Raw genomic sequence first — 13,850 nt, 5'->3', positions numbered from 1 at the left:
TAGCATAATTTTTTAGGATGAAAAGCCATTAAACGGAGAAAATAAATGCCTGGGGTGATCATTCTGAAAAAAATAATGGGGATCATACTTTTTTTCGGTATTTTATTCATCACTGTCTTTTATGTATTCCACTTGATGGCGGAGCCTTTCGACTCAAGAAATGCCGAAGAAATCATCTTGAAACAGGCGGATGACAGCGAAAAAACGGTCAGCATCAAAGACAGACACAACATAGACGTTCTGCTTGATACATTTAACAAAGGGAAAAGAATGAAGGAAAAGACGGCGCATAGCCTGCCTTCTCCGGCGTATCACGGATACATCAGCATGACCGACACACATCGCGTTCACTTCACCGTCTGGCTGAAGAAAGATGAAGCCGTCATCCTGAAAGAAGAGGAGGGTACATATTTTGTTCTCCGACAAAGGGAAAAAGACGCTCTACTCAGAGAACTGCAGAAAAGGGACGCGGCAGGCGTCCCTTTTAACGTGTCAAGATTGATTTGTCAAAATGTCTTTTAAAGCGCGCCTTAAAATTTTGCCGGTCGAATTTTTCGGTATTTCATCCATGAAGACGATCGCCGCCGGGCGCTTGTATTTGGCAAGATGCTTTTTGCAGTGCGACAAGACATCATCCTCTGTCAGCGTTTTATTCTTCGGAACGACATAGCAGTGGACGGCTTCTCCCGTATTCGGGTCGGGCACTCCGATCACCACCGCTTCTGCGATTTCCGGATGAAGGTAGAGCACTTCTTCGATCTCCCTCGGATAGACATTATAGCCGCCGACGATAATCATGTCTTTTTTTCTGTCGACGATATAAAAATAACCGTCTTCATCCCGTTTTGCCAAATCACCTGTATACAGCCATCCGTCTTTAATCGTATGGGCCGTTTCTTCCGGCATGTTGTAGTACCCTTTCATAACATTCGGCCCTTTAACGATCAGCTCCCCGACTTGACCGGCAGGCAGCTCTTCCCCGAGTTCATTGACGACTTTGTTTTTCACATTGAGAATGTTCGTGCCGATCGATCCTGGCTTGCGGCCGGTGCTGAACGGGTTAAAGCATGTAACAGGAGAAGCCTCCGACAAACCGTAGCCTTCTAAAACGAGAACGCCGAATCTTTCTTCAAAGCTTTTCAGGAGAGCGACAGGCATGGCCGCTCCGCCTGAGATGCAAAGCCTGATGGATCGAAAACCGGTTTCATCCGCCCCTTCATACTGGTACAGGTAATTGTACATTGTCGGAACGCCTGAGAAGATCGTCGCCTGATGTTTTTTAATCAGCTTGAAAACTTCGGCGGGACTGAATTTCGGCACGATCAAAATCGCTGCGCCGTTCATGAGCGGCGCATTCATGCAGACCGTTAAACAAAAAACGTGGAACATCGGCAGGGCGGCGACGACAAGGTCAGATTCATTCATTGTCAGATAGCGGGCTGTATCATTTGCATTTGAAAATAGATTTTGATGTGTGAGCATCGCCCCTTTTGGTCTTCCCGTGGTTCCTGACGTATAGAGGATGGCGGCTGTATCTTCGGCGTCGATTTCAGGAAACGGCCGGCTAGGAGGTTTCATGATGCTTGTAAACGATTTCAATTTCATCTGAACCTCGGTGCTTTCCGGTTCGCGAAGCGGCTCTCCCGTTTCGCAAAGCACGACGCAGCTGACTTTCGGAAGGGATTCATGCACCTTTTCGTAAAGCGGAAGCAGCTGTCCCAGAGCCACGATCACTTTTGCATCGCCATTTGTCAGCATATAGCCGATCTCAGTCGGCGTATAGGCCGGATTGATCGGTATGACAACGGCTCCGGCCTTCAGCGCACCGTAAAACGCAATCACAAAATGCGGTGTATTGCCGAGAAGCAAAGCAATATGATCTCCCTTTTCCACGCCGATTTCGCGCAGACCTTCTGCAAAGCAATCAATTTTCTGCTGCAATCCCCCGTATGTTTCCGTCTGTTCCCCAAAAATATAAGCGGTTCTGTCAGGCTTTGATTGAGCTGTTTCCCCTAATTTTGAAACTAAATTCATTCTCCCACCCCTTAAAAATGAATGAATGACCATTCATTTTGTGATAATCAAAATCTATTCCCATTATAGTAAATGAACAGAAAACACTCAAGGGCTGCCGGGAAATATCTTCCATTCCTCTCATGTCTAAAAGGGGCCACGGAAACCGCAGCCTCTCTTTTAGTAGACAAGATCCAAAAATTCTTCTTTTTGAATATTGCCGAAGTAATGCTTGATGTCGACGCCTTGAAGGGCTTCTTCAATCGCTTTTCTTTCATACTGTACGCCTGTCAGCTTCTCTTCAATGTCGCTGACATCGCCGACTCCGAAAAAGTCACCGAATATTTTGCACTCGCGGATCACGCCTTTTTGCACTTCCAGGCGGATGTCGACCGATCCCGCTTGAAATCGTTTTGAATGCTGAAGATTGAATTTCGGAGACTTCCCATAGTTCCAATCCCAGTTTTGATAGCGTTCCTTTGAAATTTGATTGATGATTTTCCAGTCTTTTTCAGTCAGCTTATACTCCGGTATTTCCCCTTCGGTATCAAAAATATAGCGGAGAAGCATGCTTCGGAATTCCACTGTCGTCATCTTCTGATCGAGAAACTCGCTGATATTGGCTACACGGCTCCTGATCGATTTAATGCCTTTTGATTCGATTTTATCTTTTTTCACTTTTAAAGCCGATACGACATGTTCAATCTCAGAATCGAACAACAGCGTGCCGTGGCTGAACATTCTCCCTTTCGTTGAAAACTGGGCATTTCCCGAAATTTTCCGGCCGTTTGCCATCAAGTCGTTTCGGCCGCTCAGCTCCGCATCGACGCCAAGCCGCTGTAAAGCGGCCACAACGGGCTCCGTAAACTTCTTAAAGTTGTGGAAGCTGTTGCCGTCGTCTTTCGTAATAAAGCTGAAGTTCAAGTTCCCGAGGTCATGGTAGACAGCTCCGCCGCCTGACAGCCTGCGAACGACAATGATCCCGTTTTCATCCACATACTTTGTGTTGATTTCCTCGATCGTATTTTGGTTTTTGCCGATGATGATCGACGGCTGGTTGATATAAAACAGCAGATACGTCTCTTCAGGATCGAGGTGCTTTAAGCAGTACTCCTCAATCGCCAAGTTGATCCTCGGATCTGTAATATTTTGATTATCGATAAACAGCATGTTTGTCAGTTCCTCCTTCTATTCTCCCCACACATAACCGGTGCGCGCCAGATCAACCGCGCCTTTATAAACGGTTTTGGCCTCTTCTGCTAGTTTTTGATGTTCCCCGAAATGCGGGAGGTGTGTCAAGAGCAGATGTCCCGTACCCGCTTCCGCAGCGATGCGTCCGGCTTCGAGGCTGTTCATATGACCGGCGCTTCTCCCATCCTGATCCGCATAAAAATTGCACTCTGAGATCAATAGATCGGCTCCTTTGCTGAACGGGATGAAAGCTTCCTGAAAGCTCGAATCGGCCGTATAAACGACAGAATGAACACCGTCCGTCACCCTCATGGCAAAGCAGTCAACGGGATGAACCGTTTTTAAAAACGTGAACGTAAACGGTCCGATTGCTAAAGACTGTTTCGGATCATAGGCCAATCCAACGGTATGCGTTTTATATGTAAGCTTTGAAAACTGCTCTTCATCAAAAGGATGTCCATATATCGGAAGTACACTCGCTCCCTTGCCGAGGAATGAGCCGACCAGTTTGGCAAATTGCAAAGGGCCGACATCCGCAATATGGTCGTGATGATAATGGGATAATATAACGGCATCAAGCTCCTCAACGGGCAAAAACAGCTGAAGCTTCGATAAAACGGCACTGCCGCAGTCGATTAAAACGGAATAATCCCCGGATTGAAAGAGATAGCCTGAAGTCGCTTCATTTGCAGCCGGAAATCCTCCGCAGCAGCCGATGACTGTCATCTTCATATATACACACCTCTTTTTCGTGTCTATCGTCCCCCTATTCAATATACCCATTTTTCTTAAAAATTGCATGTTTTATATTTTGTCATAAAACAGACATTGATTTTCTAGCTTCTGTTATAATACAATGATGACAACAAATGAATTGGGGGAATCAACATGCTCGCTAAAATCACCGAGTTCTTCAGAAATTTGCCTTCCAAAAAATGTTCAAAATGCGGCCACGATATTGATGAGCAACACGAATGCTACGGAAACACTTGCTCTAAATGCTTAAATGTAAAAGATATATAGACGTCATTAAAAAACGCCCCGGGTGATTCCCCGGGGCGTTTTTTTGTCATAAAGTTAGTTATAAAGAGAGAGATTCTTGTCAAAATTCATTATTTTAATAACTTTTTACTATTTCACTTAGGGAAATATACACCGATGAACGTCCCGATTTGAATTTAAGCTGGGATAATCATCTCATATTTGAATTTTCAATATATTCAGACGTTATTTTTTTAATGGACGAGTTGCATTTTCTTTCGCTATACTTAATTTACGATCTCAAGTTTAATATTCTAGTATAAAATTAAGCATGCGTTGGGAGGGCATCTATGAAAAGACTTAAATTCGGATTAGCCACACAAATTTTCCTGGGGCTGATTTTAGGTGTTGCAGCAGGAGCGATTTGGTTCGGAAACCCTGCAGTCGCAACGTATCTGCAGCCCGTCGGTGATTTGTTCTTAAGATTAATCAAAATGATTGTGATTCCTATTGTCGTTTCAAGCTTGATTGTCGGGGTTGCAGGGGCCGGCAGCGGCAAAAAGGTCGGCAGGCTCGGTTTTCGGACGATTCTGTACTTTGAAATCATTACGACTTTTGCGATCGTGCTCGGACTTCTCCTTGGAAACATCGTTCAACCTGGACACGGCGTAAACTTTTCTGGTGCTGAAAAACAGGATATCAGCCAATATGTAGAAACAGAAAAAGAGGCAAGCACCAAATCTGTCGCAGACACGTTCCTGCACATTGTGCCGACAAACTTTTTCCAATCGCTCGCTGAAGGCGATCTGCTTGCGATCATTTGCTTCACTGTTCTGTTCGCACTCGGAGTGTCAGCCATAGGCGAAAAAGGCAAGCCTGTGCTCTCCTTTTTTGAGGCAACGTCTCAAGCCATGTTCCACGTCGTGAACATCGTCATGAAATTCGCGCCGTTCGGCGTTTTTGCTTTAATTGGTGTAACGGTTTCAAAATTTGGTTTTTCTTCGCTTTTATCATTAGGAAAGCTCGTTTTGCTTGTCTATCTTGCTCTTGCTTTCTTCCTGATTGTCATTTTTGGGATCGTCGGCAAGCTGTGCGGTATCAATATATTTAAATTTTTGGCCTATATGAAAGATGAGCTTCTTCTTGCATACAGTACATCAAGCTCTGAAACTGTGCTTCCGCGCGTCATGGAAAAAATGGAGAAAATCGGATGTCCGAAAGGCATTGTGTCGTTTGTCATTCCGATCGGCTACACATTTAACCTTGACGGCTCTGTCCTGTATCAGGCGATCGCGGCGCTGTTTCTGGCGCAGGTCTACGGCATCGATCTGTCCATTGGACAGCAGCTCACGCTCATCCTTGTTCTGATGGTCACTTCTAAAGGAATGGCTGCCGTTCCCGGCACATCATTCGTCGTTCTTCTTGCGACCCTGGGCACGATCGGCGTTCCTGCTGAAGGGCTGGCCTTCATTGCCGGAGTCGATCGGATTATGGACATGGCGAGAACGGTCGTCAACCTGACCGGAAACGCTCTTGCCGCTGTGGTCATGTCAAAATGGGAAGGTGAATATGACGCCGTTAAAGGACAGGCCGTCTTAAATCAAAGGGAGCCGGCAGATATAGAAGTATCCGGCTGACAGCCCGCAAAAAAACGTATGTTTCCCGCTTTTGGAGAAACATACGTTTTTTCAAAAATATGCAAATTACTCAAGAAACCTGTCCAAACAACTTCCTTTCCTTTACATACGATGTACTGTAGTTAAATTAGAAAAGAAAACTGGAGGGAAGTTTAATGTATTTTTACCATGACCATTGCAAGAAAGATTATGACTTTGACTACCACAAGAAAGACCACGACTGCAAGAAATACTACTACTACTATTATTACTACTATTATCCATGCTATAAGAAGTACGATTATGACTATGACTACAAGAAGTTTGACCACTTTGATCACTGCAAAAAGAAAAAACACTATGATTACTGGTAAGTAAACGCCATCCTTTACGGATGGATGACTTCCACTCTTTTTTTACTCCCAAGGGACCGGGGTCCTTTGGGAGCTTTTTTATGCCATGTCAGACTGAACATAGTGATACAGCAGCTTTGCCGTCTGCTCCAAGGACGATTGATGCGTCCTTTCAAACGCGTGGGATGCGTCAATTCCCGGGCCGATCAGCCCGTGGACGATATCATGGCCCGCTTTGACGGCTGCTGAAGCATCTGATCCGTAGTACGGGTAAATATCAAGCTTATAACCGATTCCGTGTGTTTCACAAAGGGCTGTCAGACGCTTTCGAAGCCCGTAGTGATAAGGCCCGCTGGCATCCTTCACACAAATGGATACCGTATATTCGTCGGTTGACTGTCCATCGCCGATCGCTCCCATATCAACTGCCAAATATTCCACCGTTTCAGGCGGGATATTGGAGTTGCCGCCATAACCGATTTCTTCATTGTTGGAAATTAAAAAATGCGTTGTGTAAGGCAGTGTCATCCCTTCTGTGTTGATCGTTCTGATCAGCTCAATGAGGAGGGCGACGCTTGCTTTATCATCAAGATGGCGCGATTTGATAAATCCGCTCGGTGTGATCTCAACGCGCGGGTCGAAGGAGATAAAATCGCCGACATTGATGCCGAGAGCCCGGGTTCCTTCTTCACTGCGGACCGGTTCGTCAATGCGGACCTCCATATTCTTCTGGTTCCGCTCGGCTTTTCCGGCGTCTTTGTAAACATGCACTGATGTCTGATGCATTAAGATAGTGCCGGTGTAAGTTTTCCCTGATGCTGTTTCAATTTTGCAATACTCGCCTTCAATCGAGTTGTAATTGAACCCCCCGATTAAGTCAATTTTCAGCCTTCCGTTCGGTTTAATCTCTTTCACCATCGCTCCGAGGGTATCGACATGAGCGGTGAGCATCCGGTGCCGGGATTTGTCGCGGCCCGGTATCGTCGCGATCAGGCCCCCCTTACGGTTAAACTTTGTTTCGACTCCTTCTTCCTGTAATAGGCGATTGATATAGTCTATGATGTCATACGTATTTCCGGTAGGGCTCGGGATCGAGACGAGCTCCTTGATGAGCTCCAGCGTTTTCTGTCCTGACATATTTCCTTCCTCCCAACTTGTGATGTTTATAGTATACATCAGATCAATATTTTAGTACCAGATACTAATACTAGGTGTTATAATAAAAAAAAGGAGAGTGAACTTCATGAAAACTTTATCAAAAGCGCGAATTTCCGCCATCGGCACCTATGTTCCAGAAAAGCGCATGACAAACAAAGACTTTGAAAAGATCGTCGATACTTCTGATGAATGGATCGTTCAGCGGACAGGAATGAAAGAAAGGCGAATCGCGGGAAGTCACGAATTCACATCAGATCTTTGCATAAAGGCTGTTGAAAATCTACAAAGCAGATACAACGGCACGCTTGACGATATAGACATGATCATTGTCTCTACCACAACGGCGGACTACGCTTTTCCAAGCACGGCATGCCAGGTTCAGGAGCACTTCGGATGGAACGAAGTCGGCGCGGTGGATGTAAATGCGACTTGCGCGGGATTAACATACGGATTGCATATCGCCAACGGCCTCATCACTTCCGGACTGCATAGAAAAATTCTTGTGATCAGCGGTGAAACCTTATCAAAAACAACCGACTACACAGACCGCGCGTCTTGCATTTTGTTCGGCGACGGCGCGGGCGCCCTGCTTGTCGAACGGGACGACAAAGCCCCAAGCTTCATTACTTTTGCCCAGGATACGAAAGGTGACGGAGCCCGCCATTTATACAGAACCGGCTTGCGAAGCGACCTTAAAGGGGAGCCGCTCTCAGGCGAAGGAAAAATGGTTCAAAACGGCCGCGAAGTGTATAAGTGGGCGGTCAGGTCCATTCCCGAAGGCGTCAAAAAGCTGCTTACCCAAGCTGAAATGGAGCTGAAAGATATCGATTGGTTCGTCCCGCACAGCGCGAATTTGCGAATGGTCGAATCAATTTGCGAAAAAACCGGAATTCCACTCGAAAAAGCGCTGACGAGCGTCGAATGGTTTGGCAACACTTCATCCGTATCAATCGTTCTCGCCCTTGATGAAGCCGTCAAAAACGGAAAGTTGAAAGAGGGCGATACCTTGATTCTGTTCGGTTTCGGCGGAGGTCTTACATATACGGGACTGATTGTAAAATGGGGCGCGCCAGCTTCCTGATTTCAAAAAAAAACATCTTTTCTTGCCCTTGCCGGGCTTGAAAAGATGTTTTTCTTTTATGCGTGCTGCTCTTCAACTTTTCCTTTTCTCAGCAGCACTTTAAAATAAATCAGCGTCAAGGCCATCATAACGATCGCAACACCGCCGAGCACGGCAGCCTGCTCCCACATATACGCGTAGTCTCCGCTTGAAATCACCGCTCTGTATCCCGCAATGCTGTAGGTCATCGGCAGTGCGGAATGGATGACTTGGAAGAACTTGGGAACAAGTGCAAGAGGGAATGTTCCTCCGCTTCCTCCAAGCTGAAGCACGAGCAAAATGACGGCAATGAAACGTCCCGGATTTCCCATGGTCGCAGCCAAAAACTGAATGATCGCAAGACATGTAATGCTCATGATCATACTGAACACATAAAATCTCCAGACGCTTTGCACTTCAAGCCCGATGCCAGAGAGAATGATCGTGCAGGCGATCGCCGCTTGAAGAATCCCCACTGCAAAAAGTACGCTGAATTTGCTCATAAACCAGCCGAAAGCTGATTCAGGCCGGACGGCCGGTTCTTTCACATCGAAGACGACGGTGATCATTAATGCACCGACGAACAAGCCGAGCGACAAAATATACGGGGTTAATCCTGTTCCGTAGTTGGAAACCGGATCGATTTTATCGCCTTTCACATCGACGGGATCTGAGAACATATTGTAGTTTTCGTCTCCCGCTTGAATATCGCCGGTCTGATCGGCAGCGTCAGACAGCTTGTCAAACAGCTCCCCGCTTCCGTCAGACAGCTTGCCAAGACCTTCATCAAGAGATTTAGCTCCTTCTGCAAGCTTGGAAGAACCGTCTTTCAGTTTATCAGCCGCGCTTTGCAGATCGCCGAATTTCCCGACTAACGTCTGGCTGCCTTCGGCGATTTTGGATGATCCGCTTTTCGCCTCCGCGAATTTTTCGTTGTAAGCACCCAAACCGTTTGTCAGCGCATCGAGCCCTTGCTGAATCTTTTGCGATCCTTTATAAAGCTTATTCACATCCGAAGGAACTCGCTTCAATTCCTCGAGCTTCTGTTTCAGCCCGGATAAATCGGGAAGTTCGCTGACATCAGGAATTTGCGCTTTCAACTTGTCAAACTCAGGAAGCTTCACTGTTCCCATTTTTTCATCGACTTGTTTCATAAGCGCGGCTTTCTGTTCTTGTGTCAGCATGTTGCTGGATTCAATAATTTGTTTGACTTCGCTGTGCTGGTTTTTCAATGCCGCTTCAAGCTCATCAATATTTTTTGAAATCTGGCTGATTTCTTTTTTCGCCTTTTCGGCGTTTGAAAGCGCCGTTTCAAGCTGCTGAATCTTTTCATTTGAAATGGCCTCTTCTAGTTTGCTTATCATCTGCGCTTTTTCATTCATCTGCTCCAATCCCGCCACAATCTGAGGCATGCCTTGTTGGAGCTGTTGAGCACCGCTGTGCAGCTGGCCGCTTTTTTCCAAAAATTGCGCAAGTCCTGAATCAAGTTCATGAATTTTGTCGTTCAGCGTATTGAATGCCGCGCCGAACTTCTCCATTCCGTCTTTGTTGAACTGAATTTGGCTTTTCGCAAGCTTTTCAAGGTTCTTTTTCAGCGTTTCGCTTCCTTCTTTCGCATCTTTCAGTCCTTTATCCAGTTTTCCGGCACCTTCGCTGGCTTCACCGAGACCTTTTGCGATTTTGCCGAAATTGTCAAAGATGACTTCAGCATATTGCTCCGTGATTTCAGAACCGACTGAATGCTGAAGCTGTTCAATCGCTTTATCGCTGATCTGGGCGCCGACATAGTTTCGTCCGGCGTTGGTATGATAAATCAGATTCAGCTTTTTCGGATGTTTATCCATCACCGTACTGGCATCCTTCGAAAAGTTTTCAGGAATTTCTACAACCATGTAGTATTCCTCATTTTGCAAGCCTCTCAGCGCTTTTTCCTTCGTCGTAAAATGCCAGTCGAATTTATCGTTTTTTTTCAGTTCTTTGACAAGGTCGTCGCCGATGTGAAGGTCTTTTCCTTCATATGTCGTTCCCTTGTCGGAATTCACAACCGCTACGGGGAGCTGATCGACGTTTCCGTATGGGTCCCAGTACGCCGCCAAAAATATGCTGCTGTAAATCAGCGGTATAAAGAGAACCCCGATCACGGATATCAGTAGTTTTTTATTGGTTATCAGTTCTCTCCACTGGTTTTTGAAAACATTCATGTTGATACGCCTCCTAGTTAGTAGCCGCTCTCTATGCGGATAAGCACCCCTTTAAACAAAGAAAGGATATCTAACGAGATAATCCTTTTAAAATATACATTTTCAGCATCTCTGCCAACTCTTCATCTTTCAGCGGTTCATGGTTTTTTTCCCAGTCAAAGATGAGCGCGATGTAAAGCTTGAAGATGACAAACGCGTTCAGCTCGGGGTCACACGGTCTAATATCGTCATTTTTAATCGCTTCTTTAATCTTTCTCTTAATATAGCTGACGACCATGCGTTCCAGCTTTTCAATCACTTCGCGGGCCGCCGGTGTGCCGAGCTCCGCACCTTCCTGAAAGATCTTAATGGTCAGCTGGTGCTTCTTTCTGTACTCCAATATCGCCATCATCGCGCGATGGGCATTTTCGTGAAAAGGCAGATCAGGTTCAATCGCTTGATCAGCCGTTTGCTTCATTTCAATCAGAAGCGAAGAAAAAATGTCGTCGAACAGTTCCTCTTTATTCTTGAAAAAAGTATAAATCGTACCTTTGCCGACATTGGCAAGCTTCGCCACCAGATCCATCGTCGTCGCTTTGTAGCCGAATTGTGTAAACGATTTTGTCGCCGCTTCTAAAATCAGTGCTTTTCGATCTTTGCTCACGGTTTCTCACCCCGAAATTGACTATTTGAACATTTTGGTCATTAAGTACAAAGAGTAATGTAACACACCTGAATATAAAATGCAATAATTTAAATGTTATCTTTTCCCTAAACAAACTTTAAAATGATGAAAGCTGTAAAAAGAGTGAAAATAAAAAAAGCCGCCGAATGGATTCGGACAGCTTTATTTGCTCTTCTTTATTCGAAAAGGTGTGAGAGTACATCGGCTACGGCCTGCTTGCCTTGGTCGATGCAATCCGGGATGCCGACCCCTTCAAAAGAGGCCCCCGTCATGAAAATGCCCGGATATGACGCCTGTAACCCTTCCCTGATCTCTTTCATTCTTTTCTTATGGCCGACATGGTATTGCGGCATCGCTTCATGCCATCTAGTGATGCAGGTCATTTCCGGCTCGCCGTCGATCTTCATAATCCGTTTTAAATCGTCGAGGACGATTTTCACCATCTCGTTATCAGACTGTTCGACAACGGACTCATCGCCGGCTTTCCCCACATAAGCCCTTAACAGGACTTTTCCTTCAGGCGTTGTACTCGGCCATTTTTTGTTTGTCCAAGTGCACGCCGTAATCGAAAAGTCGCTGTTTCTTGAAATGACAAAGCCTGTTCCTTGATGCTCCATGTGGACGGCTTCTTCCGGAAATCCGAGCGCCACATTGGCGACAGATGTTGACACCATATCTTCTAAACCCTTCAGCCAATCCGCTTTTGGAAACATCGCGGCAGCTGCTTTATGGGGAGCGGTGACCACGGCCGAATCGGCGTGAAGCACCTTGCCGTTGTCAAGCTTCATGCTGTAGCCCGAGCCCGCGCGCTCAATGCTGACGACCTTTGTGCCTTTATAAACCTTTGTGATATCGAGCTGCTTTTCCAGTTCTTCTACAATCGTCTGCAGGCCGGTTTTCACCGTCTGGAACTGGCCTTTCTTTTTGTTCGCAGGCTTTTTGGCGCTCTGGGCGCCGCGCGATTTTTTCATCCCGATGATCAAGCTTCTGTACTTCTGTTCTGTCTGGTAGAATTGCGGGAAAGTCGACATCAGACTGAGGCGGTCAATGTCCCCGGCATAAATGCCTGACAAAAGCGGTTCGATCAGGTTCTCCACCACTTCACCGCCGACGCGCCTTCTGAAAAATTCTCCGAGCGACTGGTCTTCCTGCGGCTTGCTCGCTGGAAGCAGCAAATCCATTCCGGCTCTCAACTTCCCCGGCAAGGAAAACAAGCCGGTTGTCAGAAAAGGTCCGATTTTTGTCGGCACCCCCATCACGGCTCCTTCCGGAATCGGATAGAGCGTTTCACTGACAAGAACATAAGACTGGCCTGTCGCGTTGTTCACGAGCAAGTGCTCCAGTCCGAGATCCTTCACGAGCTGAGGTGCGCTTTGCTTCCGTTCCAAAAATGAATCCGGCCCCCGTTCAATCACATAGCCGTCTTTGTGTACCGTCTGTATCTTTCCGCCCAGTCTCGGACTTGCTTCAACAAGCGTGACTTCGGCCGGGAGATCGTTCTTTTTGATTTCCTTCTCCAAGTAGAAGGCGGCGGCCAATCCGGTAATACCGCCGCCGATGATGACAATCTGCCTGCGTTCTCCACTCATTTACAATCGCCTTCTTTACTGTTCTTTCTCCAATTGTTTTAATACAACATCCGCTAAAGCATCGATAAACTCATGTTTTGCGTTAGGCATTTCAGGTCTGTAATAGCTTGCTCCGATATCGTCCGTGACGACTTTGCATTCATAGTCGTTGTCATAAAGGACTTCCAGATGGTCGGCTACGAAGCCGACGGGAGCATAAACAAAAGCGCTGTACCCTTTTTGCTCTGACAAGTCGCGCGTCAAATCCTGAACATCCGGCCCAAGCCACGGATCAGGGGTGTTTCCTTCGCTTTGCCAGCCGACGGCGTAATCTTTTACACCCGCCGCTTCGGCAATCAGCTTCGCTGATTCTTTAAGCTGTTCAGGATATGGATCACCCATTTCGACGATCTTTTCGGGAAGGCTGTGCGCCGATACAATCAAGACGGCGTTTTCCCTCTCTTTTGAAGGCATTTCGTCATAGGTTTTTCTCACCTGATCCGCCCAATATGCGATGAATTTCGGCTCATCATACCAGCTGTTGATCGATGTGATCGACAATCCGCCGAGCTTTTCAGCCTCGTCTTTCGCCCGCTTGTTGTACGACTGTACGCTGAAGGTGGAGAAGTGGGGCGCGAGCACGATGCTGACGGCTTCTGTAATCCCGTCTTTATGCATCTCCTGAACGGCATCCTCAATGAAAGGTTCGATATGTTTGAGACCGATATATGACTTGAATACCACATCATCCTGAAGCTCGTTTAAGCGTTTTTCCAGCTGCTTCGTCTGCTCTTGCGTGATCTTTGCAAGCGGAGAAATTCCGCCGATTGCCTTATAGCGGTCTTTTAAGTCCTGAAGCATGTCAGGCTCAGGCTTCCTGCCTCTTCTGATGTGTGTATAATAACGTTCAATGTCTTCCTCTTTGTACGGCGTCCCATACGCCATAACAAGAAGCCCCATTTTCTTTTTACCCAACGTGAACACCTCTTTAAAGATCATGATCTAT

At 46.5% G+C, this 13,850-nt stretch carries 13 protein-coding genes; 5 read left to right on the top strand and 8 right to left on the bottom strand.

Going from position 1 to position 13,850, the window contains the following annotated elements; all coding sequences use genetic code 11:
* Positions 1 to 45 precede the first annotated feature (45 nt).
* Positions 46 to 522: a hypothetical protein gene (locus MHI30_RS05645; RefSeq protein ID WP_237562654.1), complete on the top strand. Its 477-nt coding sequence runs from the start codon at positions 46 to 48 to the stop codon at positions 520 to 522.
* On the opposite strand, the gene MHI30_RS05640 is transcribed toward MHI30_RS05645, so the two are convergent.
* From MHI30_RS05640 to MHI30_RS05630, 3 genes are all read right to left on the bottom strand, one after another.
* Complete coding sequence (locus tag MHI30_RS05640) at positions 493 to 2,034, bottom strand: fatty acid--CoA ligase family protein (RefSeq protein ID WP_075754832.1); 1,542 nt, start codon at positions 2,032 to 2,034, stop codon at positions 493 to 495. The two genes, MHI30_RS05645 and MHI30_RS05640, sit on opposite strands and share 30 nt — an antisense overlap.
* 159 nt (positions 2,035 to 2,193) lie before the next feature.
* Complete coding sequence (gene lplJ / locus MHI30_RS05635) at positions 2,194 to 3,183, bottom strand: lipoate--protein ligase LplJ (RefSeq protein WP_075754830.1); 990 nt, start codon at positions 3,181 to 3,183, stop codon at positions 2,194 to 2,196.
* A gap of 18 nt (positions 3,184 to 3,201) precedes the next feature.
* Positions 3,202 to 3,936, bottom strand: a complete 735-nt coding sequence (locus tag MHI30_RS05630) for an MBL fold metallo-hydrolase (RefSeq protein WP_075754828.1) — start codon at positions 3,934 to 3,936, stop codon at positions 3,202 to 3,204.
* A 156-nt stretch (positions 3,937 to 4,092) separates the two neighbouring features.
* Here MHI30_RS05630 and yhfH point away from each other — a divergent pair, with 156 nt between their 5' ends.
* From yhfH to MHI30_RS05615, 3 genes are all read left to right on the top strand, one after another.
* Complete coding sequence (gene yhfH, locus MHI30_RS05625) at positions 4,093 to 4,227, top strand: protein YhfH (RefSeq protein WP_003180302.1); 135 nt, start codon at positions 4,093 to 4,095, stop codon at positions 4,225 to 4,227.
* 308 nt (positions 4,228 to 4,535) lie between these two features.
* Positions 4,536 to 5,822 (top strand): cation:dicarboxylase symporter family transporter, encoded by a 1,287-nt coding sequence (locus MHI30_RS05620; protein ID WP_075754826.1) that lies wholly within the window; start codon positions 4,536 to 4,538, stop codon positions 5,820 to 5,822.
* Between the two features lie 155 nt (positions 5,823 to 5,977).
* Positions 5,978 to 6,175 (top strand): hypothetical protein, encoded by a 198-nt coding sequence (locus MHI30_RS05615; RefSeq protein WP_003180298.1) that lies wholly within the window; start codon positions 5,978 to 5,980, stop codon positions 6,173 to 6,175.
* Positions 6,176 to 6,253: 78 nt separating this feature from the next.
* On the opposite strand, the gene MHI30_RS05610 is transcribed toward MHI30_RS05615, so the two are convergent.
* Positions 6,254 to 7,291 carry a M42 family metallopeptidase gene (locus tag MHI30_RS05610; protein WP_075754824.1) on the bottom strand — a complete coding sequence of 346 codons (1,038 nt, stop codon included), beginning with the start codon at positions 7,289 to 7,291 and terminating at the stop codon, positions 6,254 to 6,256.
* A gap of 106 nt (positions 7,292 to 7,397) precedes the next feature.
* On the opposite strand from MHI30_RS05610, the gene MHI30_RS05605 reads away from it, so the two are divergent.
* Positions 7,398 to 8,393 carry a ketoacyl-ACP synthase III gene (locus tag MHI30_RS05605; RefSeq protein WP_061576168.1) on the top strand — a complete coding sequence of 332 codons (996 nt, stop codon included), beginning with the start codon at positions 7,398 to 7,400 and terminating at the stop codon, positions 8,391 to 8,393.
* A 56-nt stretch (positions 8,394 to 8,449) separates the two neighbouring features.
* Here the strand turns inward: MHI30_RS05605 and MHI30_RS05600 are convergent, their stop codons facing one another.
* The 4 genes from MHI30_RS05600 to hemH all read right to left on the bottom strand — a co-directional run bounded on the left by MHI30_RS05600 (position 8,450) and on the right by hemH (position 13,819).
* The gene (locus tag MHI30_RS05600) at positions 8,450 to 10,612 is read right to left on the bottom strand and encodes a YhgE/Pip domain-containing protein (RefSeq protein WP_075754822.1); all 2,163 of its coding nucleotides are present in this window, start codon (positions 10,610 to 10,612) and stop codon (positions 8,450 to 8,452) included.
* A 70-nt stretch (positions 10,613 to 10,682) separates the two neighbouring features.
* Positions 10,683 to 11,255, bottom strand: a complete 573-nt coding sequence (locus MHI30_RS05595) for a TetR/AcrR family transcriptional regulator (protein WP_075754820.1) — start codon at positions 11,253 to 11,255, stop codon at positions 10,683 to 10,685.
* Between the two features lie 197 nt (positions 11,256 to 11,452).
* A complete protein-coding gene (gene hemY, locus MHI30_RS05590; RefSeq protein WP_075754818.1) occupies positions 11,453 to 12,865 on the bottom strand; it encodes a protoporphyrinogen oxidase in 1,413 nt (470 codons plus the stop codon).
* 15 nt (positions 12,866 to 12,880) lie between these two features.
* Entirely contained in the window at positions 12,881 to 13,819 is a 939-nt protein-coding gene (hemH, locus tag MHI30_RS05585) for a ferrochelatase (RefSeq protein WP_075754816.1), read from the bottom strand.
* Positions 13,820 to 13,850 lie beyond the last annotated feature (31 nt).

Origin of the sequence: Bacillus sp. FSL L8-0528 (assembly GCF_038593085.1) — a bacterium.
Lineage (GTDB): Bacteria > Bacillota > Bacilli > Bacillales > Bacillaceae > Bacillus > Bacillus paralicheniformis.
This window is presented reverse-complemented; position numbering and strand designations above follow the sequence as displayed.

Bases quoted from the DNA above. Each gene is read 5' to 3' on its own strand.
- MHI30_RS05645 (WP_237562654.1), top strand. From the start codon at position 46: ATGCCTGGGGTGATCATTCTGAAAAAAATAATGGGGATCATACTTTTT.
- MHI30_RS05640 (WP_075754832.1), bottom strand. From the start codon at position 2,034: ATGAATTTAGTTTCAAAATTAGGGGAAACAGCTCAATCAAAGCCTGAC.
- lplJ (WP_075754830.1), bottom strand. From the start codon at position 3,183: ATGCTGTTTATCGATAATCAAAATATTACAGATCCGAGGATCAACTTG.
- MHI30_RS05630 (WP_075754828.1), bottom strand. From the start codon at position 3,936: ATGAAGATGACAGTCATCGGCTGCTGCGGAGGATTTCCGGCTGCAAAT.
- yhfH (WP_003180302.1), top strand. From the start codon at position 4,093: ATGCTCGCTAAAATCACCGAGTTCTTCAGAAATTTGCCTTCCAAAAAA.
- MHI30_RS05620 (WP_075754826.1), top strand. From the start codon at position 4,536: ATGAAAAGACTTAAATTCGGATTAGCCACACAAATTTTCCTGGGGCTG.
- MHI30_RS05615 (WP_003180298.1), top strand. From the start codon at position 5,978: ATGTATTTTTACCATGACCATTGCAAGAAAGATTATGACTTTGACTAC.
- MHI30_RS05610 (WP_075754824.1), bottom strand. From the start codon at position 7,291: ATGTCAGGACAGAAAACGCTGGAGCTCATCAAGGAGCTCGTCTCGATC.
- MHI30_RS05605 (WP_061576168.1), top strand. From the start codon at position 7,398: ATGAAAACTTTATCAAAAGCGCGAATTTCCGCCATCGGCACCTATGTT.
- MHI30_RS05600 (WP_075754822.1), bottom strand. From the start codon at position 10,612: ATGAATGTTTTCAAAAACCAGTGGAGAGAACTGATAACCAATAAAAAA.
- hemY (WP_075754818.1), bottom strand. From the start codon at position 12,865: ATGAGTGGAGAACGCAGGCAGATTGTCATCATCGGCGGCGGTATTACC.